27 protein-coding genes and 1 other RNA gene are annotated in these 19,933 nt (G+C 71.8%); 16 read left to right on the top strand and 12 right to left on the bottom strand.

Translation table 11 applies throughout. From position 1 onward, the window contains the following. Nucleotide 1 precedes the first annotated feature (1 nt). A complete protein-coding gene (locus H288_RS0122805; protein ID WP_020094895.1) occupies nucleotides 2–757 on the top strand; it encodes an ABC transporter ATP-binding protein in 756 nt (251 codons plus the stop codon). A gap of 221 nt (nucleotides 758–978) precedes the next feature. Here the strand turns inward: H288_RS0122805 and msrA are convergent, their stop codons facing one another. Beyond that, on the bottom strand, nucleotides 979–1,497 hold the full coding sequence (gene msrA / locus H288_RS0122800; RefSeq protein WP_026605211.1) for a peptide-methionine (S)-S-oxide reductase MsrA: 519 nt from the start codon (nucleotides 1,495–1,497) through the stop codon (nucleotides 979–981). Nucleotides 1,498–1,659: 162 nt separating this feature from the next. Continuing rightward, nucleotides 1,660–1,815, bottom strand: coding sequence for a hypothetical protein (locus H288_RS35710; protein WP_020094893.1), 156 nt, complete (start codon nucleotides 1,813–1,815; stop codon nucleotides 1,660–1,662). 137 nt (nucleotides 1,816–1,952) lie between these two features. Between H288_RS35710 and ssrA the strand changes: the two genes are divergently transcribed. Next, nucleotides 1,953–2,331: a transfer-messenger RNA gene (gene ssrA, locus H288_RS34140) on the top strand. Between the two features lie 84 nt (nucleotides 2,332–2,415). Then, entirely contained in the window at nucleotides 2,416–2,709 is a 294-nt protein-coding gene (locus tag H288_RS0122790) for a hypothetical protein (RefSeq protein WP_020094892.1), read from the top strand. Nucleotides 2,710–3,008: 299 nt separating this feature from the next. Here H288_RS0122790 and H288_RS0122785 read toward each other — a convergent pair whose 3' ends face one another. Further along, complete coding sequence (locus H288_RS0122785; protein WP_020094891.1) at nucleotides 3,009–3,239, bottom strand: hypothetical protein; 231 nt, start codon at nucleotides 3,237–3,239, stop codon at nucleotides 3,009–3,011. A gap of 389 nt (nucleotides 3,240–3,628) precedes the next feature. Between H288_RS0122785 and H288_RS0122780 the strand changes: the two genes are divergently transcribed. From H288_RS0122780 to H288_RS0122745, 9 genes are all read left to right on the top strand, one after another. Further along, on the top strand, nucleotides 3,629–4,453 hold the full coding sequence (locus tag H288_RS0122780; RefSeq protein ID WP_020094890.1) for a cobalamin B12-binding domain-containing protein: 825 nt from the start codon (nucleotides 3,629–3,631) through the stop codon (nucleotides 4,451–4,453). Between the two features lie 104 nt (nucleotides 4,454–4,557). Continuing rightward, nucleotides 4,558–4,779 carry a hypothetical protein gene (locus H288_RS0122775; protein ID WP_020094889.1) on the top strand — a complete coding sequence of 74 codons (222 nt, stop codon included), beginning with the start codon at nucleotides 4,558–4,560 and terminating at the stop codon, nucleotides 4,777–4,779. A 154-nt stretch (nucleotides 4,780–4,933) separates the two neighbouring features. Continuing rightward, nucleotides 4,934–5,623 (top strand): hypothetical protein, encoded by a 690-nt coding sequence (locus tag H288_RS0122770; protein ID WP_020094888.1) that lies wholly within the window; start codon nucleotides 4,934–4,936, stop codon nucleotides 5,621–5,623. A gap of 229 nt (nucleotides 5,624–5,852) precedes the next feature. Continuing rightward, nucleotides 5,853–6,272, top strand: coding sequence for a CopG family transcriptional regulator (locus H288_RS0122765; RefSeq protein WP_020094887.1), 420 nt, complete (start codon nucleotides 5,853–5,855; stop codon nucleotides 6,270–6,272). Between the two features lie 72 nt (nucleotides 6,273–6,344). Next, complete coding sequence (locus tag H288_RS0122760; RefSeq protein ID WP_020094886.1) at nucleotides 6,345–7,601, top strand: PHB depolymerase family esterase; 1,257 nt, start codon at nucleotides 6,345–6,347, stop codon at nucleotides 7,599–7,601. Between the two features lie 278 nt (nucleotides 7,602–7,879). Beyond that, the gene (locus tag H288_RS34135; protein WP_081636519.1) at nucleotides 7,880–8,158 is read left to right on the top strand and encodes a hypothetical protein; all 279 of its coding nucleotides are present in this window, start codon (nucleotides 7,880–7,882) and stop codon (nucleotides 8,156–8,158) included. A 43-nt stretch (nucleotides 8,159–8,201) separates the two neighbouring features. Next, a complete protein-coding gene (locus H288_RS36275) occupies nucleotides 8,202–8,333 on the top strand; it encodes a hypothetical protein (protein WP_267965807.1) in 132 nt (43 codons plus the stop codon). A gap of 66 nt (nucleotides 8,334–8,399) precedes the next feature. Next, entirely contained in the window at nucleotides 8,400–8,609 is a 210-nt protein-coding gene (locus tag H288_RS0122750) for a hypothetical protein (RefSeq protein ID WP_020094884.1), read from the top strand. A gap of 11 nt (nucleotides 8,610–8,620) precedes the next feature. Further along, the gene (locus H288_RS0122745; protein ID WP_128083350.1) at nucleotides 8,621–8,893 is read left to right on the top strand and encodes a hypothetical protein; all 273 of its coding nucleotides are present in this window, start codon (nucleotides 8,621–8,623) and stop codon (nucleotides 8,891–8,893) included. A 73-nt stretch (nucleotides 8,894–8,966) separates the two neighbouring features. On the opposite strand, the gene H288_RS0122740 is transcribed toward H288_RS0122745, so the two are convergent. The 7 genes from H288_RS0122740 to H288_RS0122710 all read right to left on the bottom strand — a co-directional run bounded on the left by H288_RS0122740 (nucleotide 8,967) and on the right by H288_RS0122710 (nucleotide 12,052). Continuing rightward, a complete protein-coding gene (locus H288_RS0122740; protein WP_020094882.1) occupies nucleotides 8,967–9,335 on the bottom strand; it encodes a hypothetical protein in 369 nt (122 codons plus the stop codon). 203 nt (nucleotides 9,336–9,538) lie between these two features. Next, on the bottom strand, nucleotides 9,539–9,883 hold the full coding sequence (locus H288_RS0122735; protein ID WP_020094881.1) for a hypothetical protein: 345 nt from the start codon (nucleotides 9,881–9,883) through the stop codon (nucleotides 9,539–9,541). Nucleotides 9,884–10,313: 430 nt separating this feature from the next. Next, complete coding sequence (locus H288_RS0122730; protein WP_020094880.1) at nucleotides 10,314–10,532, bottom strand: hypothetical protein; 219 nt, start codon at nucleotides 10,530–10,532, stop codon at nucleotides 10,314–10,316. Between the two features lie 196 nt (nucleotides 10,533–10,728). Next, the gene (locus tag H288_RS0122725; protein WP_020094879.1) at nucleotides 10,729–11,004 is read right to left on the bottom strand and encodes a hypothetical protein; all 276 of its coding nucleotides are present in this window, start codon (nucleotides 11,002–11,004) and stop codon (nucleotides 10,729–10,731) included. Nucleotides 11,005–11,124: 120 nt separating this feature from the next. Beyond that, entirely contained in the window at nucleotides 11,125–11,319 is a 195-nt protein-coding gene (locus H288_RS0122720) for a hypothetical protein (protein ID WP_020094878.1), read from the bottom strand. A 54-nt stretch (nucleotides 11,320–11,373) separates the two neighbouring features. Further along, nucleotides 11,374–11,736, bottom strand: a complete 363-nt coding sequence (locus tag H288_RS0122715) for a DUF6481 family protein (protein ID WP_043712997.1) — start codon at nucleotides 11,734–11,736, stop codon at nucleotides 11,374–11,376. Between the two features lie 106 nt (nucleotides 11,737–11,842). Continuing rightward, on the bottom strand, nucleotides 11,843–12,052 hold the full coding sequence (locus H288_RS0122710) for a cold-shock protein (protein ID WP_012329763.1): 210 nt from the start codon (nucleotides 12,050–12,052) through the stop codon (nucleotides 11,843–11,845). 550 nt (nucleotides 12,053–12,602) lie between these two features. Here H288_RS0122710 and H288_RS0122705 point away from each other — a divergent pair. After that, nucleotides 12,603–13,238, top strand: coding sequence for a methyltransferase domain-containing protein (locus tag H288_RS0122705; protein WP_020094876.1), 636 nt, complete (start codon nucleotides 12,603–12,605; stop codon nucleotides 13,236–13,238). Between the two features lie 41 nt (nucleotides 13,239–13,279). Here H288_RS0122705 and H288_RS0122700 read toward each other — a convergent pair whose 3' ends face one another. After that, nucleotides 13,280–14,719 (bottom strand): carotenoid oxygenase family protein, encoded by a 1,440-nt coding sequence (locus H288_RS0122700; RefSeq protein ID WP_020094875.1) that lies wholly within the window; start codon nucleotides 14,717–14,719, stop codon nucleotides 13,280–13,282. Between the two features lie 410 nt (nucleotides 14,720–15,129). On the opposite strand from H288_RS0122700, the gene H288_RS32690 reads away from it, so the two are divergent. After that, nucleotides 15,130–15,333, top strand: coding sequence for a hypothetical protein (locus H288_RS32690; protein ID WP_128083351.1), 204 nt, complete (start codon nucleotides 15,130–15,132; stop codon nucleotides 15,331–15,333). A gap of 359 nt (nucleotides 15,334–15,692) precedes the next feature. Here H288_RS32690 and chrA read toward each other — a convergent pair whose 3' ends face one another. After that, a complete protein-coding gene (gene chrA / locus H288_RS0122690; RefSeq protein WP_020094873.1) occupies nucleotides 15,693–16,868 on the bottom strand; it encodes a chromate efflux transporter in 1,176 nt (391 codons plus the stop codon). A gap of 792 nt (nucleotides 16,869–17,660) precedes the next feature. On the opposite strand from chrA, the gene H288_RS0122685 reads away from it, so the two are divergent. Further along, the gene (locus H288_RS0122685) at nucleotides 17,661–18,110 is read left to right on the top strand and encodes a hypothetical protein (RefSeq protein ID WP_020094872.1); all 450 of its coding nucleotides are present in this window, start codon (nucleotides 17,661–17,663) and stop codon (nucleotides 18,108–18,110) included. Nucleotides 18,111–18,196: 86 nt separating this feature from the next. After that, entirely contained in the window at nucleotides 18,197–19,924 is a 1,728-nt protein-coding gene (locus tag H288_RS0122680) for an efflux RND transporter periplasmic adaptor subunit (RefSeq protein WP_020094871.1), read from the top strand. Nucleotides 19,925–19,933 lie beyond the last annotated feature (9 nt).

The raw sequence follows: 19,933 nt of genomic DNA, 5'->3' as shown, positions 1-19,933 counted from the left end.
GATGACGACGCCCGCCACGCCACTCCTCGAGATCCGCGACCTGGTCGTCCGCTACGGCGAGATCGAGGCGGTGCGCGGCCTGTCCTTCTCGGTCGGAGCCGGGGAGGTGGTGACGCTGCTGGGGTCCAACGGCGCCGGCAAGTCGACGACCCTCAAGGCGATCTCCGGGCTGGTGCGGCCCGCCGCCGGCACGATCCTGCTGGAGGGGCGGCCGCTGGAGGGCCTGAAGCCCGAGGCGATCGTGCGGCTCGGCGTCGCCCACGTCCCGGAGGGGCGCCGGGTCTTCCCGGGGCTCACGGTGCGCGAGAACATCATGCTGGGCGCGTCCAACCGCGCCGGCCTCGGCAAGCGGGCGCTGCGCGATGAGGTCGAGGCGATGTTCGACCTCTTCCCGGACATCCGCCGGTTCGGCGACGCCCTGGGCTGGACGCTGTCGGGCGGCCAACTCCAGATGGTGGCCCTCGCGCGCGGCCTGATGGCCAAGCCCCGCATCCTGCTCCTCGACGAGCCCTCGCTCGGCCTGGCCCCCGTGATCGTCCAGGCGGTGTTCGCGATCATCGCCGAGGTGCGCCGCCGCGGGACCACCGTGCTGCTGGTGGAGCAGAACGCCCGGATGGGGCTCTCGGTCGCCGATCGGGGCTACGTGCTGGAGACGGGCCGGCTCGTCCTGCAGGGCGCCCCCGACGCCCTCTGGGCCAACGACGAGATCCGGTCGGCCTATCTCGGCGGACGGACGAGGCCCGAACTCGCGGGCTGACCGCACCGGGCCTGGTCGGCGGCTTCGTCGCTCGCGCGGTGCACGCGACCACCGCCGGACGGAGCGGTGTCCGCGACGCGGCGGTCCGGAAGCGGTCGGACGCGCCTCGGCCCGCGAGCCCGCCAGCGTCACGACCGGCGCGTCTCGGCGGCCGCCGGCGGTACCGTCGCGACCGTGAGGCCCGAGACCGCCGACTGTCCGGCGGCCTCGGCCCGATAAGCCTACGCGCTCTGCGTGGCTGGCGCGCGCGCGGGCAGCACCCAGTTGGGCCTGATGAAGTGGCAGGTATATCCGTCGGGACGCCGTTCCAGGTAGTCCTGATGCTCCGGCTCGGCCTCCCAGAACGGGCCGGCCGGCGCCACTTCGGTCACGACCTTGCCCGGCCACAGGCCGGAAGCGTCGACGTCGGCGATGGTCTCCTCGGCGACGCGGCGCTGGCCCTCGTCGGTGTAGAAGATGGCCGAGCGATAGCTCGGGCCCCTGTCGTTGCCCTGGCGGTTCGGCGTCGTCGGGTCGTGGATCTGAAAGAAGAATTCCAGCATGCGCCGGAAACTCGTCCGCGCCGGGTCGTAGATGATCTCGATGGCCTCGGCATGGGTGCCGTGGTTGCGGTAGGTCGCGTTCGGCACGTCGCCGCCCGTGTAGCCGACGCGGGTCGACACGACGCCCTCCTGGCGCCGGATGAGGTCCTGCATGCCCCAGAAGCAACCACCGGCCAGCACCGCCCTCTCGGTTTCCATCGTCGCTCCTCCTGAGCCGTTCCACTGATCGCGCAGATATAGGGATCCCGAGGCGCTCCGCGCTGCGGCCTCGTAGCTTGCCATGCCTGCGATGCCTGCACGAGCACGCGCGGGGTTCCGAGAAGACGTTCGCTGCCGGGCGAACGTCTCCGAAGCGGCCTGTCAGCTCCGCACGAGCGGCTTGTTGACCTTGAAATTCTTCCGTGCCGGCTCGGCCTTGCGGGGATCCGGCTTGTCGGCGAGGAGTCGCTTCACGCGCTCGTTGAAGTCCTCGGGCGTGACGCCCTGCGCTTTGCCGGTCTTGAGTTCGCGTGCCATGTCGGCCTCCGCTTCGTGGCCCAGAGCACGGGATTGCGCGGAGGGATCGCACGCATATGGGCACGCGGCGGCCGCGGCGCCACCGATGTCCGGCCAGGATCGCTGCGTGCACGCGATGGACCGGCGGGCCGGGATGGGTTACGGTGGCTGCGAGGTTGATGACCGGTTCGTAATAACGCTTCAGGACCCGGGGGCGGTACCCGGCGCCTCCACCAGAAGCATCTTGCCCCGGATACCGCGCGGGGACGAGGGCGAGCGTCCGGCGTTGCGGATCGCGCGCTGCCAGGGTGCTTCTGCTGGGGGTGAAACAGGTTCGACTGGGCGGTAAAGGGATCGCGAGTTCTGCCCTGCCTCGGCAGGGTAAGATGCGGCTTTCGGTAAGGACTCGACCGGCTCGGCGCGGGCAACCCTCGTTCCGGGCACCTGACCAAAACTCTAAATGCCAACGACAACGTCGGCATGGAGATGCGCCTCGCGGCGTAATCTTCCGGGGCGTGGGTACGCCTAGCAACAGAACCCGAGGCTTCGGCCTCGGGACCCGCCTTTATCGTCTGCCCGTTGTTCCGTTCGGGGTCGCGTCCGGGCAGATCGGAGACTTGCTTGAACGAGCCCGAACAGGGCAGCGCGGAGGCCGTCTACATCTCGGCCATGGTCGGCGAGATGATGCGGCGCGTCCTGGAGGACGCTCTCGCCGAACTCGCGAGAACCCGCGGTGCGGCCTTCCTGGAGATCTTCGTGGCGCGCGAGCTGGCTCGCTGCGCCGACCTGTTCCGCGAGCGGCCCGGCGACACGCCGGAGACGACGGACATGTTGCGGGCCTGGTTCGTCATGGAGGGCGGTGAGGCGCTGCGCGCCGTGGTCGATCGCGCCAGCGTCGAGGCGGCGCGCGACTGAGGCACTCCGCGGATGTGCCTGCCGCCGGGCGCGGGCCCTTCCAGGCGGTCCGCGCACGGCGACAATCCCCGGCGAACTGCTCGCCATCTTCCTGGGCTAAGCTCCGTCTCGGGAATGTTGAGACCGCGATCACGGCCGAGGACAAGGAAATCGGGGTGACCGCCGGTGAAACCAGCCGAGCGCGGCAGGCCTTCCGTCATCCCTGATCTTGTACCCGCCGCACCGTCGATCAGCGAGAACCCGATCTGCCTCCGCGGCCACGGAGCGCCCGCGCGCCTCGGCGACGGACAGGCTGCAACCTACACATCTGTCGCCGAGAAGCTGGCGCTCGCGCTCATCACGAGCTTGCCCGCTTCGTCGTAGGCTTGAGCGGTGAACGCGTTCACCTCGGTGCGATAGCCCTCATCGCGCAGGATGTCGGTCAGCAGCCGGCGAAGGGTGTCGCGCAGCGCGTCCCGACCGGAAAGTTGCACGCCTTCGTCGTCCTTGACCGTGATGTGATCGGATGTGACGATGAAATATCGCGGCATCGGGCTCTCCGCCGACTGGACATAGCAGCGCGCATCACGCGGTCACCGGCCGCCGAGCCCACAATCGTCTACGCTCGCACAAACGCGGCGCGCGGGCACTCACCTGGATCAATCGCCGCGGCGCGGAACGACCGGCTCTCTCGGTGAAGAGATCGTTCGCTCCGGAGCGCCCTGTCCGCCGTGCCGGATTGACGGGAACCGTCATCCGAGGCGGCAGTTCTGTGCCGGTACCGACCTGTACAGCCCACACCGGTCGCGGCGCGCGTGTGTTCCGTCAGGCTGTAGCCACAATCATCCGTCCGCGATCGGAATTATAGTTCGCTAATCGAGTTGCCTAGTGCCGATACAAAACATATAGTGCCGCGTCGGCGGGGGAGCCAATGCCTGAAATGGCCGGTATCGGTGTCGCGCGCGCCCGCGTCGACCGACGGACTTGGTCCGTTCACGGAGCGGCCAAACGCAACTCGGCCATCATCCAGGCCGGTCTCGCCCGGATCGTCGAGGACGAGATCCTGCCGCGTCTGGCGCTCGCGCATCGGGCGGATCCGCCGTCGCCCGCGTCGACGACGCGATCACCGACGCCTGAGCGCGTCGCCTCTCTCGCTCAAGCGCTGATGGAGGGCGAACCGCACGCCGAGTGGGTGCGCGCGCTCCTGGAAGAGGGCTTGTCGCTGGATGCCCTGCTGCTCGACCTGTTCGCACCCGCGGCGCGGTATCTGGGCGAGCTCTGGGAAGACGATGCCGCCGACTTCCTCGACGTGGCGCTCGCGCTCGGTCGCCTCCAGAACCTGACCCGCGCCCTGTGTGCGGATCTGGAGGGCGTGGACGTGACGGCGAACGGTCGCCGCGTCCTGCTGATGCCCTGTCCCGGTGAGACCCATCTCTTCAGCCTCGCGCTCGTGGCGAGCTTCTTCCGCGAGGCGGGGTGGGACGTGGTCCTGACCAACGGAGCGGACGAGGACCCCGCCAGCTTGGTCCGCGCCGAACAGTTCGATCTGGTCGGCATCTCGCTGTCCTGCGACATCCTCCTGCCGGTGATGGCGGTGTCCGTGGCGAAACTGCGCGCCGCGTCGTGCAACCCGGACCTGCGCGTCATCGTCGGCGGGCCGCTCTTCGTGCGGGAGCCTGCCAGCGCCCGTGTCGTCGGCGCGGACGCCGTCGCCGCGGACGCGCAATCGGCCGTCCGGATCGCGGAGGCCACCCTCGCGCGATGACGCCGTGCGGCCAGGCGCCGGATTCGGCGACTCGCTGCTGCGCGGATCCCTTCTCATCCGGACGGTGTTAGACGTGTCGCGGTTGAGAGGCAGAGATCCAGAATTTGCACGAGTTCGACGAGCAATTGGCGCGTGAATTCGTCCGCGGCCTCGTACAGTCGGCCGTCGCGCGCGGTCTCGATCCGGCCATTCGGCTCGATCAGTTTCGGGCGTTGCAGCAAGCGGTCGTCGCTCTATCGCGAGACGCTGCCGTGGTTCGAACCAGCGAGCAGATCATCCGGGCGATCGACTGCGCTCTCCAGGAACTGACCGCGGTGAGATCGTAGTCTGATCGGACGGTTTCCGCGGCGACGCGCGGGCCAGGGCCGGTCGCGAGCGACCAGCGATGCCGCGTCCGACGGTCCGTTTCGGCGCCCGTCCCTCGGGCCCGCGGTGACGGTTCGTTGCGGACACCCGGCAAGTGCCCTATCGGCCGCGGTGATGCCCGACCGATCCCTCCGCGCCGTCTGGTCCGACAGCCTCATGGCCGAGGTCGGCGCCCGCCTTCCCCTCTTCGACGACCTGTCCCCGGACACGATCCGGCGTCTGTCGGCCGAGGGCTTCGGGCGCGGCCTGCTGACGGCGTCCCTGCGCGCCCGCCTGCGGAAGGCCGGCTTCCCGGATCTCGGTCATCTGGCCCAGTCTTCACCGGTCGCGATCGCCACGATCAGGAAGTTCGGTCCCATCCGCGTCGAGCGCGTCCGGCACTTCATCCTCGACGTGCTGGCGCGCTGGCTTCCGGGCGCGCGGGAGATGCACACACCCGAGGCCACGCGGGCGCGGCGGCTCGGCCGGCTGCGCGGGCTGCCGGCCGGATGCCTGCCCCTCGCGGCGGATCAGATCGCGGCGCTCCGCTTCGCGGACGCATCCTGTGCGGACATCGCCACGTGTTCGCGTCTCGGGCTCCTCCGGACAGGCGCCGTGACATCCGGTGACGTGGACCACGTCGTCGCCACGCTCACCCGCCTCGCTCGCGCGTCCGATCCGGTGCCTTCGCGTCCCCTGGAGGAGGCCCGGGCGGCACCGTCGTGCGACGCCGCGAGCGCGGCGGCCCGTCGCGCCGCTCTGCTGGCGGAGCAGGATCGCGAATGGGACGAGGCCGCACCGACCGCGCGCCGGCCTCAAAGCTGACGACCCGTCCGGATCCGGAATCGATTTCTCGTGGCGAGACCTAGCAGGGCCGCGCCCTGCCGCGGCTCGATCCGACGCGGCCCTGGTCGTATCCTCGAGGCAGATCCGCGCATCCTCGAAGTCGTCGCGATCGGCTTCTCGGATTGGAGTCGTCACCGGCAACCCTTGCGCCGCCGCATCTGCACACCATCTCTAGACCATCCAACCGGATGGCGTATGGATGGTTCACATGGCCGACAAGGTGCACGATCTGCGACCCAGGCTGCCGGACAGCGAGAAGATCACGCTCAACCTCGGTTTCGTCGACCTCGGCCATATCGACCTGATGGTGCGCGACGGCTTCTACGCCAACCGTGCCGATTTCATCCGCACCGCCGTGCGCAATCAGATCGAGCGCCAGGGCGAGGCCGTCAGGCAATCCGTCAGCCGGAAGCAGCTCAGCCTGGGCCTGTCGCACTACACGAAGCAGGCGCTCGAGGCGGCGCGCGACGCGGGCGCGCCGCTGCACATCCAGGTGCTCGGGCTGGCCAGCATCGCCCTCGACGTCACGCCCGAACTGGCGCGCGCCGCCATCGCCTCGGTCGAGGTGCTCGGCGCCTTCCAGGCCAGTCCCGCCGTCAAGGCGGCGCTCGCCGACCGGACGGCCTGACGGCGCCACCTCTCCCCGCCGACGCGGCCGGACCCCGCCGCGCCCGCTTCCCGCTCAGCCAGGACCCGTCCGATGGATCACGCCACGAAGACCGCCTTCACGCGCTTCGCGTTCCCGAAGGTCGACCCGGCCCGTGCCGCCCGCGCCGCGGAGGCGATGGCCAGGCTTCAGGAGCGCCAGGCCGCAGCCTTCAGGCTGTGGTCGGGGGCGGCCCGGAGCGCCGCCGGGACGGGTGCGCCGAGCGCGGACGCGGCCGACATCCTCGACATGGTCGCGCCCTCCGCTCCCGGCGAAGCCTGGGTCGCGCCGGAGACGGCCGGAGAACGTCCGGGCCGCCATCCCCACGCCGGATCCGCGGGCGACGTCGCCGGCACCGTGATGCGCACCGTCAAGGAGGCGCTGGCGAAGGCCGGCATCGGTGCGGATCGCGACGGGCGGGACGGTGCGACGCCGGCCGCGCCCCGGCTTCCGGAGGGGGCACGCTTCGAGGCCCGCACGTTCACCGGCGCGGCCGGGACCCGGACCTACAAGGTCTACGTACCGAGCGGCTACACCGGCCAGGCTCTGCCCGTCGTGGTGATGCTGCACGGCTGCACGCAGAACCCGGACGACTTCGCCGCAGGCACGCGGATGAACGCGGTCGCGGAGGCGCGCAGCGTCCTGGTGGTCTATCCGGAGCAGCCGCGCTCGGCCAACATGCAGCGGTGCTGGAACTGGTACGAGCCCGGCGACCAGCAGCGGGAGGGCGGCGAGCCCGCCCTGATCGCCGGCATCGTCCGGCAGGTAATCGCGGAGTTCTCGGCCGATGACAGGCGGGTCTACGCGGCCGGCCTGTCGGCAGGCGGGGCCGCCGCCGCGATCCTGGCGATGACCTACCCCGACCTGTTCGCGGCGATCGGCGTCCATTCCGGCCTGGCCTGCGGTTCGGCGCGGGACGTGCCCTCGGCCTTCGCGGCCATGAAGGGGGACGGTGCGCGCGCGACGGGACAACGCCACGCCGTGCCGCTGATCGTGTTCCACGGCGACCGCGACCGCACGGTGCACGCGGCCAACGGCGATCGCGTGGCCGCTCAGGGGCCGTCGGACCCGGAACTCCGCACAGCGGTGACCCAGGGCCGGACACCGGACGGGGTGGACTACACCCGCACCGTCCGTTCGGACGCGTCCGGCCGCGCCATCGTGGAGCAGTGGGTTCTGCACGGAGCCGGGCACGCGTGGTCGGGCGGCAGCCCGGCCGGCTCGTTCACCGACCCGCGCGGACCGGACGCGAGCCAGGAGATGATCCGCTTCTTCCTGGAGCACGCGCGCGCCGCCGGTGCCAGACCCTGAATGTTGCCGGCCGGTCGGCCGCATCGGCCCGGCCGGATCACGGGACAGACCGCTTCGATCGCAACCGGTCGGCGCGCTCGCGTCCGTCCCGATCATCCAACGGGCGCTGGGCGCAGGTCTCGAGCGGGCCCGCCGCGTCGCGCGCCGGGCGCGACGCCCGTCCGGTCAGGGCTATCTTTGTCGGCCGTGAGAGCGCAGAGTGTTGCCATCACCGGATCGGTTGATCCAGGCTCCGGTGGCTGAGGGTCCATGCCCCCGCCTGCAACGGACAGGCGCGCGTGGCAGACCTCATCACGTTTCCCGCCAAGCCGCGCTCACGACACGCGCGCCGCGCCTATCAGGTCCATCGGCTCGCCCCGACCGGTGGCGTGCTCACGACTTGCGTCATCACAGCGCGCAACGACGGCGACGCCAAGCGGCAGGCAGCGGGTCTGATCGCGGGGCATCATGCCGAACTCTGGGCAAGCGACCGCCTCGTTGCCGTCTTCGGCCTGTTCGAGACCCCGGTCGCGATCGCGATCCGGTTGCTTCCAGACCAGCCGACGCCCGAACGGTGAGGACGACGTCGTCGGGGCTGTCATCGTATCCAGGAGCGAGATCATGGCAGCGGAACAGAAGCGCGGAAATCGCGAAGCCAAGAAGCCGAAGAAGTCTGTGCCTAAGACCAACGCGTCGGCGCCCTCCGTCAAGGGCTCCGTCGCGGCGGCCACGAAGCCGCCCCGGAAGGTCTGACGCGATGTTCGCGCGTCACGGCCAAGCCGCGTGGTAGAGCCCGGCCAACCCCGGCCGTGCCCGGTGATGCGGAAGCTGACCAGGTTGGTCGTCCGTATGGCGCAGCGACCCGGCCTCCTCGAGAGCGGGCGGCTGATCGATCAGCTCACGGATCTGGAAACCGAGGGCCTGGCCCGGAATATTTCGTGGCGCTCCATCGAGACGATCAGGGCCACTCGATTGAAGCTGCGCGTCGAGGGCCTGATGCCGACGTCGTCTCTGCCGCTCGCTCCCTGATGGATGTGCGCATGACTGATCGTGAGACGTGCTTGGAGGCTCTGGGAGCGCTCATCGTCCGGGCGGACCCGGCCGATCTCGCGGCCGCCCAAGATATCCTGCTGCGACTCGTCCTGCGTGAAGACGGTGCGGAGCGACGCGCGGCGGCCCTCGACGGGCTCCGTGCCGAACTCGCGTGCGCGACGCGGGCGGGCTCCCGCTCGCGCGAGCAGGAAGCCTTTCACACGGTCCTCCTCGCGATGATCGAGCGGACCCGCGACATGGCCGGTGCCACGACGGCGTGACGCGCCGCCGCTGGCCGAGCGACCGCGGAAGCGCGACCCGGTCCTCCGAGGCACGAATGTCCCGCGCCTCCCGTCAGATGCCGATGCTCGCCGCCCCGGCCGCGGCCGCCTGCGGAACGGTGGCGCCGTTCCGCAACGCCATCGCTATGGCGATCGACATGGTGTCGATGGCGAGCGCGCGATCCTGCCCGTAATCGTAGGAGCTGTTTCTCCCGGAACTCAGCCGCGCGTAGTAGGCGTCGGGGAATTCCCGATCGATCCGCGTTCTGAGGAGCTGAGCTGCCGCGGCGTAGTTGGCTTCGAAATCCCGGCCCTTGCTCGCCGATGCCCCCTCGAAGGTCCCGGCTTCCTTTCGCTTGGCGATCGCATCGGACCTGCGCTCCTGCGCGCTGCCAAGAAAAAACTGGATCGTTCTGGAGATCAGCCACCGGACGATGGTCATCGGAATCTCCTGAGCGGGCGGCGAATGCGTGCCCGTGCAGATACATAGCACATCGCGTCGCGCCCCGATCTTAAAAATACGATTTCGGAGACAATTAGGAGCCCCGGCCTACCGCCGCGATATGCCGGGACGGGGGCCGGACGCCGCGCGCCCACCGAGTCGTCGCGCGTCCCGGCACCCGGCCGTGCCCGCACAGCCGACGGTCACGGCGGAGAAATCTGCGGACCCGGATGCACCAGGGTCGTGTCGTGTTCGGTCGCCTGCCACACGGGCCAGGAGCCCTCGCGCACGAACATGGCGAACGCCTTGATCACGTCCGGCCGGTCGAAGGCGTGCACGCCCTCGACTGCACGCCCGACGATGCAGACCGCATCCGCCACATCGGCCGCGGGCGAGCGGATATCCAGTGAGAACATCACGCCCGATCGATCGGGCCTGAGCGCGTCGGGCAGGACGTCGATCTTGCGCCAGAGGCAGTACCACCGGGCACAGGCCTCCGGGCGTTCGCTGTAGATCCCGCAGCCCGTTCCGGTGTTGTGCCGGCACACGATCCCTGCCGGCTTGTCGAGGGCAGGGATCGCCAGAGCACGGCAGCACACCGTGCAGGAACCGCATGACCGGCCGGGGACGGTGCGCTCGGGAACGCGCGGGGCATCCCGGCTCGGGACGCCGCGGGCTCGTGCTTCGCTTGCGATCGGTCTGTCCTCGATTGCCGTCGTGCGGCGGCGATGGTGCTGATCTCGGAGAGGCGAGGGGGCTGCGCAACCGTCGGTCGCTGCACGGCCCACGGAGCCGCATCGCCCTCATACCGTGCCGGCGGCCGCTGTTCACGTCCCCCGTCCGGGATGCCGCTCCGCGATCGGGCCGGACCGAGAGGGCGGCGGGTGCTGCGCGCCAGGAACGGCGTCTTCCCGGCGCGTGCCGGGCGCTTCGACGACGGGCCGTGCCAAGCGGCGCCCGATCCCGCAGGCGGGTGGCTCAGGCGGCCGGGCGCCGCGCGTGCCGCCACGCCGCGATCGCGCTCCGTCTCGCCTCGAAGGCCGTGCGCAACCGCGTGCCCGGTGCGCCCTGACGCTCCGCGCCGAAGCCGTGGAGCAGGACCGCATCGGGTCCGAAGGCACGACGCATCTCGGCGCGCCAGAGGCGGTCCGCGACGGCGAGCGTCGTCTCGGTTTCCGCGAAGCGTTCGATGTTCATGGCAGACGTCCTCCGCTCACCGCCGCCTGCCACAACGCGCTGTCCTGCCCGGAGGTCCAACGCGGCCGTGACCCCGGTCGCGGCCGCAGATCGGCTCGTGGGATCGGCGCGGCTGGAAGACCTCGTGGGTTACGAGGGTCGCACTTCGGCTTCTCCGCGCGATCCCGCGGTGTGGCCGGGCCAGGGGGCCGTCGTGTCAGAGCGCGCGCGCGAGGCCCGCTTCCAGATCGAGTGCGCTGGCGGTCTGCTGGGAGAGGCGGACGCCCGTCGGCTCGACCTCCGCATCGGCTTTCACCGCGCGGCGCACGATGGCCAGCGCCTCGTCCTCCGAGGTGGTAATCGCGGCGTAGAACATGACCAATCGGCCCGACAGTTCCGCGTCGTCGGGCCGCGTCACCTTGAGGATGAAGGCCGTCTGATTGGGTTCGATCATCGCCGCATCGGCCGGGTGGATGTCCTTCGTCGTCGTCATGGATCGCAAAGGCCTCGATCTCGGTCCATCCGGACGCCTTCCGCCGGGCCGGTGCACCATGGCGGATGCGCGTCACGGGACGCCGCGTCGTCCCCCGCGCGCCCGACTGCCCGAGACGGTTCAGGCGGGCGTGAGTTCGCCTTCCCGCACGGCGCGCTCGCCGCTCGCGGACTTGATGCGGTAAGTCGGTTCGCCGGAACGATCGTCCGGCGTCAGGCGGACCACCTCGAAGAGGCCGTCGACGGTGCTCTTACTGCCAGCGTAGCTGATCCCCAGCTGCCGGACATGCTGGCCGATCTTGAACTTGTGAGACATGGGTCGTCCTCCGGAGTGATGGCGCGCGCGGGCTGAGTTCGACCTAGCGGCGTGCTAGCGGCGTGCACGCGCCTTGCGGGCCGCGAATCGCGCGTCGCGTGCCGCCTTCTGTTCGGCGGCGCGGGCAACCTGCTGCTCCGCCTTCTCGGCGGCCAGACGGTCTGACTCGGCCTCGGCGCGGGCCTGCGCGGCCTGGACCTCAGCCTCACGCTCGATCTCGGCGGCCAGACGAACGGCTTCCCGTTCGGTCGCCCGCAGGTCCCGGGCCTGGACGACCGCGCGCCGCGCGGCTTGCCGCGCGAGGACGACCGGATCATCGGCCGCCGGGCGTGCCCGGAACCGGGCCAGTGTGGCCTGCCGCGCTCTGGCCGTCTCCGCGAGACGATCGACGAGGTGATCGGTTTTCAAAGGCTTCACGAACTCTCCGTGGGCGCACCGGACGTCAGCCCCGGTGGCGAGACATGGATGAAGCCGCTCCGCGTAGGAACGGCTTCGAAGCGCGTCACGATTGGACGCGTGAGACTCAGGCGGCCTGAAGGCTGCCGGCCGACTGCTTGCCGGTCCTCCGGTCGGTCTCCATCTCGTAGGAGACCTTCTGGCCCTCGTTCAGGCCTTGCATGCCGGCGCGCTCGACGGCCGAGATGTGGACGAACACGTCCTTGCCGCCGTCATCCGGCTGGATGAAGCCGAAGCCCTTGGTGTCGTTGAACCATTTAACGGTGCCGATGGTCATAGGTATTCCATGTCAGTGAAGGCAAATAGATAGGACGGGCGCATGGATCACACGCGCCCGGTCGCCGGATGTCGAAAATGGGAGAGATGCAGAGCGCTCGCCCTGTTGAGGCGATACGGCCGGATACCTGGCCAAAAATCGATTTCATATCTGTACGCCATCGACGTGTCGATGACAAGTACATTGAGAAATTGCGCGTTCCACGCCGATTTGTGCGGCGATTATTTATCCTGAAACTTCGCGTGGCGTCTCCCGTGAACGGCTCGGACGAAGCGGCTTGCCGGTTCCCGTGCGGTCCCGCGTTCGGCCGCCCGATCTCCGGCAGTGTCGACGGCCGGTCGCGCGTGATGAGGAGGGCCGCGCCAGCGGGGCGGACAAGCGGCGGCAACGTCGGCTCCGACCCGTGATGCCTTCCGCGCCACGGCGCGGATGCGGCGACGTGGACACCTGGCCGCGGGGCGTCCCGGCTCTCTCTACACGCGCACGCAATCCACGGTTCGCGCGCAGTCTCTCGGAGCCGGCGCGCCGTCAGATCCGGAAGCGCGCTACGATGACCCAGGATCTGCCGGACTTTCCCCCGGAGGCGTTCGCCAAGCACGACCGCGATCCCGATCCCGCCTTCTACGCGCAACCGCGCTTCGTGACCCATATCGATGCCGCCGCGGTCGCGGCGGTCACCGACCTCTACAGGGCGATCGTGCCGGCGGGCGGCGACGTCCTCGACCTGATGTCGAGCTGGGTCAGCCACCTGCCGGACGAGGTCGCGTATGCCAGCGTCACCGGTCACGGCCTGAACGCCGCCGAACTCGCCGCCAACCCGCGCCTGACCCGGCATTTCGTGCAGGACCTCAACGCCGAGCCGCGCCTGCCGCTCGACACGGCCTGCGTCGACGCCGCGCTGATCTGCGTCTCGGTCCAGTATCTCCAGCGCCCCGTCTCCGTCCTGTCCGAGGTCGCGCGCGTGCTGCGCCCCGGTGCCCCGGCGGTGATCAGCTTCTCGAACCGCTGCTTCCCGACCAAGGCCGTGGCCATCTGGAGTGCCCTCGACGGTGGGGGACATGCCCAGCTCGTCGGCCTGTACCTCCAGCGCGCCGGCTTCGCCCGCGTCGAGCGGCGCGTCCTCAAGCCCGCGGGAGGTCCCGGCGACCCCGTGACGGCGGTGGTCGGCTGGACCGCCGCGGCCTGATCGGTCCGGATGCGGCCGTCGCCGGGACCGCACCCGGTCTCTCAGGCCGGCCCGCGCGCCGGGAACCAGTTGCCGTGGAAGCCCGGGGGGATCCGGTGCCCGAGGCGGATCCGGGCGATGGGAGGGGCGTCGAACGCCCGCGCGTCGAGGACGGTGAAGTCGGTCACGTCGCCGGCGGTGTCGATCACGAGCCCGACGAGCCAGCCCTCGTCCTCATCGGCCCCGGTCCGCGCCGGCACGAAGACGAACTCCCCCGGGACGTGACCGGGACCGAAGTCGTGCACGTGGCGCGCGCCCGTCTCGAGGTCGTGCTTGTAGAGCTGCGTCGCACCGGCGAGCTGCGTGTTGCCGTCGGCCGGCACGCTGACCGTGTAGACGTAGCGGTGGCGCTGCCCGAGGCGCCGCTCATCGATGCGGGGGAATTCCTGCGCCGCCGCGTCGATCACGCGCCGCTCGACCCGACCCGTCGACGGGTCGATGATCCAGCGCTCGAGCCGGCCCGGCGCGTCGAGCCCGCCCCCGGCCGAGGCGAACACCGTCCCGTAGGCGACGACATCGAGGATCACCCGCCCGTCCGCGTCGTCGTAGGCGTTGGCGGTGTGGAACACGAAGCAGGGCTCGACGGCGCACCAGACGATGTCGGCGCCGTCGCCCTGACGCGGGAGGAGGCCGACACGGGCCCCGTGGCCGGGGTTCCAGCGGAACGGGAAGCGGTACCCGGCGAGCAGGGCCCGGAACGAGAACGTGACCGGCAGGTCCAGCACGATCACGAAGCGCGCCGTGATCGCGCAATCGTGGATGCAGGGGCCGTGCGCGACCGCGACCGGCACATCGCGCACGACCCGCCCGCTCGGGGCGAGGACGACGTGGCGCACGCTGTCCCAGACGCGGCCGTCATACGCGACGGCGTGCGTCTCGCCGGTCAGCGGGTCGCGGTGCGGGTGCCCGCTGAAGGAGCCGGCCAGCGTCCCGTCGAACGGGTTGTAGCGCTGAGCCTCCAGGGTGGGCGAGAGTTCGACCGGGAAGCTGCCGGCCTCCACCACCGCGAAGATCCGGTCGCCGATCGCGACGACGTTGGTGTTGACGGTGTCGTTGCCGCCCCGCCGCGGCCCGGGCGCCGCGGGCCGCTCGAGCGCCGCGGCGGCCGTGCGCGAGCCGATCCAGCGGTTGCGATACCACAGCGCCCTGCCGCCCTCGAGCGCGAGACCGTGCACCATGCCGTCGCCGAGGAACCAGTCGTGGCCCCGCGTCGCCGCGCGGACGGGGTTCGCCCCCATCTTGAGATAGAGGCCGTCGAGGCCGGGCGGGATCGTCCCGGTGACCGGCAGGTTCTCCAGCGTCAGCTCCGCGCGCATCGGCGCGTGGACACCGACGACGAAGGGATTCGCCGCCCTGGGCAGCCGCAGCCGGTTGCAGGCCGCCACCAGGCCGACGCCGAACTCGGCGGCCGCGCGGAAGGCCGACTGGACTCGATTCGGCATCGGCAGCGCTTCCAGGATGGGGCGGCGGGCAGGAGCGACATCGACGCGAGGCCGTCCGGATCCTCGCCACCGGAGGCCGCCGCACGCGCTTCACGGCGCAGTATAGCCGAAAGCGGTGAGGCGGCGTGCCGCCGGATGCCGCTGCGACCGGAGGCGGCGCGCGTGACGCATGCGGGTGGTCTCGCGACGGTCCGCCTCCGCGCGGTGATCCAGGGTCGCGGACGTTGCCGGCGCGCCTGTTCCCGACCCGAGGCCGGCTCTCGCGATGTCCGCTCCGCGTCGTTCCGACCTGCCGGCCCGCGGGATCGGGCCGGTGGCCGTGCCTCGCCGCGACCCGCGATGAATCGGCATCGTCCGAGGGGCCGGGCTCGCGGCGCGCTGGATCGAACAGCGGCCGGGTGACGTTCCTCATGGCCTACATCGCCCAGACAGGAGGAACGCTCATGCGAATTCGCTATCTGCTGCCGCTCGTCGGCTTGCTCGCGCTCACGGCCTGCAAGGACGAGAAGAAGGCCGAGACCCCCCCGCCGCCTCCGCCTCCCGCCGGCACGGCGCCGGCGAACCCTGCGCCTCCGGCCACGACGACGAACCCGGCTCCCGCCAACAAGCCGTAGCCGAGGCGCCTCGAAGGTGGCGGGCCCTGTGACGCATTCCAGGCCCACAGGGCCCGCCCGTCGCGGCCGGGGCCGCTGCCGCTGCCGCCGGCGATGCCGCCGGTCTGGGCGCGCAGCCGAAGCGAAGCTCCGCGACGGGGACGGGGCAGTTCCGTTCCGCACCGCGATCCGGCGCAGCGTCAGCACCGCCTGCTCCGCGCTCGTCTTCCGACCGCGCCGCATGTCCGGCTCCCTCGGTCGAAGCCGATCCTCCCGCTCGCACCGGCCAGGACGGGTCCAAGTCGGTCGGGTCCAGGTCGGTCGGGTCCAAGTCGGTCGGGTTCAGGTCGGCCGGGTCGATCGGGTCAGGGCGGCTCCGGTCAGAGCGAGGCGAGGGCGACACCGCCCAGGGCCGTGAGCGCGACGACGATCCACGGCGCCACCCGACCGACCGTCAGCAGCACGAACGCCAGCACGGCCACGGCGAAATCGCGCGGGTTGCCGACCGCGCTGCTCCAGACGGGATCGTAGAGCGCGGAACCGAGGATTCCGACCACCGCCGCGTTGGTCCCGCGCATCGCAGCCTGGGCCAGCGGACGCGTCCGGAACGCGTCCCAGTAGGGCAGCGTGCCGTAGACCAGGAGCACGCCCGGCAGGAAGATCGCGACCAACGCGATGGCCGCGCCGACCACGCCGTGAGGCGACGGCCCCGCGACCGCGCCGAGGTAGGCCGCGAACGTGAACAGCGGGCCGGGCACGGCCTGGGCGGCGCCGTACCCGGCGAGGAAGGTGCCGGGGCCGACCCAGCCCGGCGCGACCACCTCGGCCTGCAGCAGCGGCAGCACCACGTGGCCGCCGCCGAACACCAGGGAGCCGGAGCGGTAGAAGGCGTCGAACAGCGCCAGGCCCTGGGATGGCAGGCCGGCGACGAGCAGATGGGGCACGACGAGGAGCAGGGCGAAGGCGACCAGCGCCGCGGCGCCGGCCCGCCGGGACACTGGGACCGCGAGGTGCCCCGCCTGCGCCTGCGGTGCCGCCCGGCAGAGGACGAGCCCGGCGAGGGCACCGAGGGCGATGGCGCCGAGCTGCCCGACCGAGCCCGCGACGAACACCGTGAGGAACAGGGCCGCGACCGCGATGCCGGCGCGCGGCCGGTCCGGTGCCAGGGAGCGGGCCATTCCCCAGACCGCCTGCGCGACGACCGCCACGGCGACGAGCTTGAGACCGTGGATCACGCCGTCGGCGACCGGACCCGACAGGGCCGCGGCGCCGTAGGCGAAGGCCAGGAGCAGCAGGGCCGAGGGCAGCGTGAACCCCGCCCAGGCGGCGAGCCCGCCCAGGAGGCCGCCGCCGCGGAGCACGCCGAGCGAGAACCCGACCTGGCTGGAGGCGGGCCCGGGCAGGAACTGACACAGCGCCACCAGGTCGGCATAGCCGCGCTCGTCCAGCCATCGGCGCCGGGTGACCAGCTCGTCGCGGAAGTAGCCCAGGTGCGCGATGGGGCCGCCGAACGCGGTCAATCCGAGCTTGAGGAAGGCGCGGAAGACCTCTCCCACGGAACCGGGCGCGCGTGCGGACGCGGACTCGGGCCGCCCGGGCTCAGCGGACGATGAGGCGTCGGTCATGGGCGGCCTGGGTCCGGGCGTGTCGCGAAGGGGCGGGCGTGGCTGGCGTCCAACGACCGGCACCGGGCACCTCGGGGTCGAGCAGCGTCCGGATGCCGTCCGGGAAGAACACCGCCGAGCCTAATACCAAGCTTACCACCCGGCCTACCAGCAGGCGCACCAGGATGACCCAACCGGTTTCCGCGGTTCGCAGGCGGCCGTGCCGGGAGCGCGTCCGTCACGTCCTCGCGAACAGGCGGAGCGGGCCAGGGGCGTTCGCGGGACTGATCCGCTCCGCTCGAGGCCGGCGAGGCCGGGCGTGGGACGACCGGCGCAGGATACCATCCCGGCCGGGCGGGATGGCACCGGACGAGTCTCGGTCTTCGATGGGCGCGAAGCTGGGCAAACCTCGGGCCTTGACCTTCCAACGGTGGGAACCCCCATCTCGTCCGGACGCCGTCGGAAGGAGAGCCGCATGGTCCGATTCGAGGTCGGGAAGACGGGGCGCGGCGGCTGCGCCGGGTCCGTGACCCGCGCCGTGCAAGCCGTCGCGCCCGGCGCCCGGATCGAGGTCGACATAGAGGTCGACCTGGCGACGAAGCGCGCCACCGCGGCCTTCTTGCCCGCCGAGCCCCTGCTCGCGGCGGCCCGAGGTGGCGCCGCAGCGACCGGAATCTCACGTCGGCGTCCACGTCCCGGCCGCGGACATGGTCCCGCCGCCAGAACCGGTGTAATCCCGTACCCATGAGCCCGGACCGGCAGATCCTGCGCCTGATGGCGGCGATGATCCTCGCGATCATCGCCTACGTCGCGCCGTCCGCCGCCCAGGCCCACGAGGGCCATGCCCACCACGGCCACCGCGCGGCCGCGGCGCAGCCGAGGGCGGTCGCCCCGGTCGCCGCGTCCGTACCGGTGACGCCCGCCGCCCGGTCGGCGGCGCCGGCATGGTCCAAGGTCGCCCGCGCCACCGTCGCGGCGGCGCGCGTCGAGCCGACCGAGGACGGGTGCTGTCGTCCGGGCCGCGAGACCCGCTGTTGCGGGACGATGGCCTGCTGCGCCACCGGCGTCCTCGGGGGGCCCCCTGGCCTGTCGCCGGACCTGTTCGGCGCCGTCACGCTGGTCCCGGGCGACGTCGCCGGCCGCACCGGCCGCGGCCCCGAGGCCCTGCCCGAGCCCCCACGAACCCGCGCGTGAGATGAGGCGCGCCCGAGGCGCGCGACGCCCGAGGTGCGCCCGCCCGTGGCCGCGCCCGGCATCCCCATCGCGAGGATACCGTTTCCATGTCGACCCGTCTTGCCGCCGCCCTCGGCGCGGTGGCGCTGCTCGCCGCCGTCCCGGCGGGGCCCGCCCGCGCCCACGAGGGCCACGATCACGGCGCCGCCCCGCCCCCCGTCTCGAAGACCATCGCCCCGCGCGGCGAGGCCTTCTCCGACGCCTTCGAGCTGGTCGCCATCCCGCGCGACGGCGCCTTGACCCTGTTCCTCGACCGCTTCCGGACGAACGAGCCGGTGACCGGCGCGATGATCGAGGTCGAGACCCCCGAGGGCCCGAGGACCGCCAGCGCCACGCCCGGGGGCGGCTACACGTTGCCGGCTCCGTGGCTGTCGAGGGCCGGCCGGCACGACCTCGTCGCGACGGTCACCGCCGGCGATGCGGTCGACGTGCTGCCGGTCACGGTGACCGTGCCGGCCGATGCCGGCGCCGCAATTCCCGCCGAGCCGGCCGCGGCACGGGCGGCGCTCGCGCGCGTCTCGGAGGTCGCCCGCGGCGTCCGCCAGCGCCTCGGCGCCGGGGACCCGATCCTGGTCGGCGCGGTCGCCTTCCTGCTCGGCGTCCTCGTCACCGCCCTCGCGCGGGGCCGCCGCGGCGTCCCGACGGCGGCGCTGATCGCCGTCGGCATCACCCTCGTTCTGGGTACCGCCGCCTTCGCGCACGGCGACGACGACCGCGAAGCCCCCGTGCGGGGGGCCGCGCTGACCGGGACGCGCCCGGCCGCGCCGTCCGCGTCGGACCTCGCGCAGCGCCTGCCCGACGGATCCGTCTTCGTTCCGAAGCCCACCCAGCGCCTGCTCGCCCTGCGCACGACGGTGACCGAGCGGGGCAGCTTCCACCGCTCGGTCGAGCTGCCCGGCCGCATCATCCCGGACCCGAACGCCAGCGGCGTCGTGCAGTCCTCGGTCGGCGGTCGCCTGTCGCCTCCGCCCTCGGGACTGTTCCCGCGCCTCGGCACGCGGGTGCGCAAGGGCGAGATCCTGGCCACGGTCACACCGCCGATCCAGGCGGTCGACGTCTCCGACATGCGCCAGACGCAAGGGGATCTCGACCAGCAGATCTCCATCGTCGAGCGCCGGGTCGACCGCTACAGGCGGCTCGCCCTGACCGGCGCCGTGGCCCAGACCCAGCTCGACGACGCCCTGGCCGAGCTCAGGGGCCTGCAGGACCGACGGACGGCCCTCGACAGGATCAGGCGTGAGCCGGAACCGCTCGTCGCGCCGGTCGACGGCGTCGTCGCGCAGGCCGCGGCGGTGGCCGGTCAGATGGCCACACCCGGGCAGATGGTCTTCCAGGTCGTCGATCCGAGCCGCCTCTGGGTCGAGGCTCTGAGCTTCGACGCCCTCGCGGCGGCGCAGGACGCCACGGCACGGCTCGCCGACGGCCGGACCCTCAAGCTCGCCTACCAGGGTTCGGGCCTCGCCGACCGCAACCAGGCCATCCCGGTGCAGTTCGCCGTCCAGGGCGACGCCTCGGGCCTGCGGGTCGGGCAGTTCGTCACCGTGCTCGCCGGGACCGACACCGAGCAGGCCGGGCTGGCGCTGCCGCGCGCGGCGGTCGTGCGCGCGGGGAACGGGCAGGACGTCGTCTACGAGCACACCACCGCCGAGCGCTTCGAGGCGCGGCCGGTCCGCGTCGAGCCCCTCGACGGCGGCCGGGTGCTGGTGGCGGAGGGGGTCGGGCCCGGCAAGCGGGTCGTGACGCAGGGCGCCGAACTCCTCGACCAGGTCCGCTGAGGAATCCGC

The sequence above is a fragment of the Methylobacterium sp. 285MFTsu5.1 genome (assembly GCF_000383455.1).
Lineage (GTDB): Bacteria > Pseudomonadota > Alphaproteobacteria > Rhizobiales > Beijerinckiaceae > Methylobacterium.
The sequence above is the reverse complement of the archived record's forward strand: the minus strand, read 5'-3'. Positions and strand labels throughout refer to the sequence as shown.

Coding starts and splice junctions, on each gene's coding strand:
- H288_RS0122805 (WP_020094895.1), top strand. CDS start 2: ATGACGACGCCCGCCACGCCACTCCTCGAGATCCGCGACCTGGTCGTC.
- msrA (WP_026605211.1), bottom strand. CDS start 1,497: ATGGAAACCGAGAGGGCGGTGCTGGCCGGTGGTTGCTTCTGGGGCATG.
- H288_RS35710 (WP_020094893.1), bottom strand. CDS start 1,815: ATGGCACGCGAACTCAAGACCGGCAAAGCGCAGGGCGTCACGCCCGAG.
- H288_RS0122785 (WP_020094891.1), bottom strand. CDS start 3,239: ATGCCGCGATATTTCATCGTCACATCCGATCACATCACGGTCAAGGAC.
- H288_RS0122780 (WP_020094890.1), top strand. CDS start 3,629: ATGGCCGGTATCGGTGTCGCGCGCGCCCGCGTCGACCGACGGACTTGG.
- H288_RS0122770 (WP_020094888.1), top strand. CDS start 4,934: ATGCCCGACCGATCCCTCCGCGCCGTCTGGTCCGACAGCCTCATGGCC.
- H288_RS0122765 (WP_020094887.1), top strand. CDS start 5,853: ATGGCCGACAAGGTGCACGATCTGCGACCCAGGCTGCCGGACAGCGAG.
- H288_RS0122760 (WP_020094886.1), top strand. CDS start 6,345: ATGGATCACGCCACGAAGACCGCCTTCACGCGCTTCGCGTTCCCGAAG.
- H288_RS36275 (WP_267965807.1), top strand. CDS start 8,202: ATGGCAGCGGAACAGAAGCGCGGAAATCGCGAAGCCAAGAAGCCGAAG.
- H288_RS0122750 (WP_020094884.1), top strand. CDS start 8,400: ATGCGGAAGCTGACCAGGTTGGTCGTCCGTATGGCGCAGCGACCCGGC.
- H288_RS0122745 (WP_128083350.1), top strand. CDS start 8,621: ATGACTGATCGTGAGACGTGCTTGGAGGCTCTGGGAGCGCTCATCGTC.
- H288_RS0122740 (WP_020094882.1), bottom strand. CDS start 9,335: ATGACCATCGTCCGGTGGCTGATCTCCAGAACGATCCAGTTTTTTCTT.
- H288_RS0122730 (WP_020094880.1), bottom strand. CDS start 10,532: ATGAACATCGAACGCTTCGCGGAAACCGAGACGACGCTCGCCGTCGCG.
- H288_RS0122725 (WP_020094879.1), bottom strand. CDS start 11,004: ATGACGACGACGAAGGACATCCACCCGGCCGATGCGGCGATGATCGAA.
- H288_RS0122720 (WP_020094878.1), bottom strand. CDS start 11,319: ATGTCTCACAAGTTCAAGATCGGCCAGCATGTCCGGCAGCTGGGGATC.
- H288_RS0122710 (WP_012329763.1), bottom strand. CDS start 12,052: ATGACCATCGGCACCGTTAAATGGTTCAACGACACCAAGGGCTTCGGC.
- H288_RS0122705 (WP_020094876.1), top strand. CDS start 12,603: ATGACCCAGGATCTGCCGGACTTTCCCCCGGAGGCGTTCGCCAAGCAC.
- H288_RS0122700 (WP_020094875.1), bottom strand. CDS start 14,719: ATGCCGAATCGAGTCCAGTCGGCCTTCCGCGCGGCCGCCGAGTTCGGC.
- H288_RS32690 (WP_128083351.1), top strand. CDS start 15,130: ATGGCCTACATCGCCCAGACAGGAGGAACGCTCATGCGAATTCGCTAT.
- H288_RS0122685 (WP_020094872.1), top strand. CDS start 17,661: ATGAGCCCGGACCGGCAGATCCTGCGCCTGATGGCGGCGATGATCCTC.
- H288_RS0122680 (WP_020094871.1), top strand. CDS start 18,197: ATGTCGACCCGTCTTGCCGCCGCCCTCGGCGCGGTGGCGCTGCTCGCC.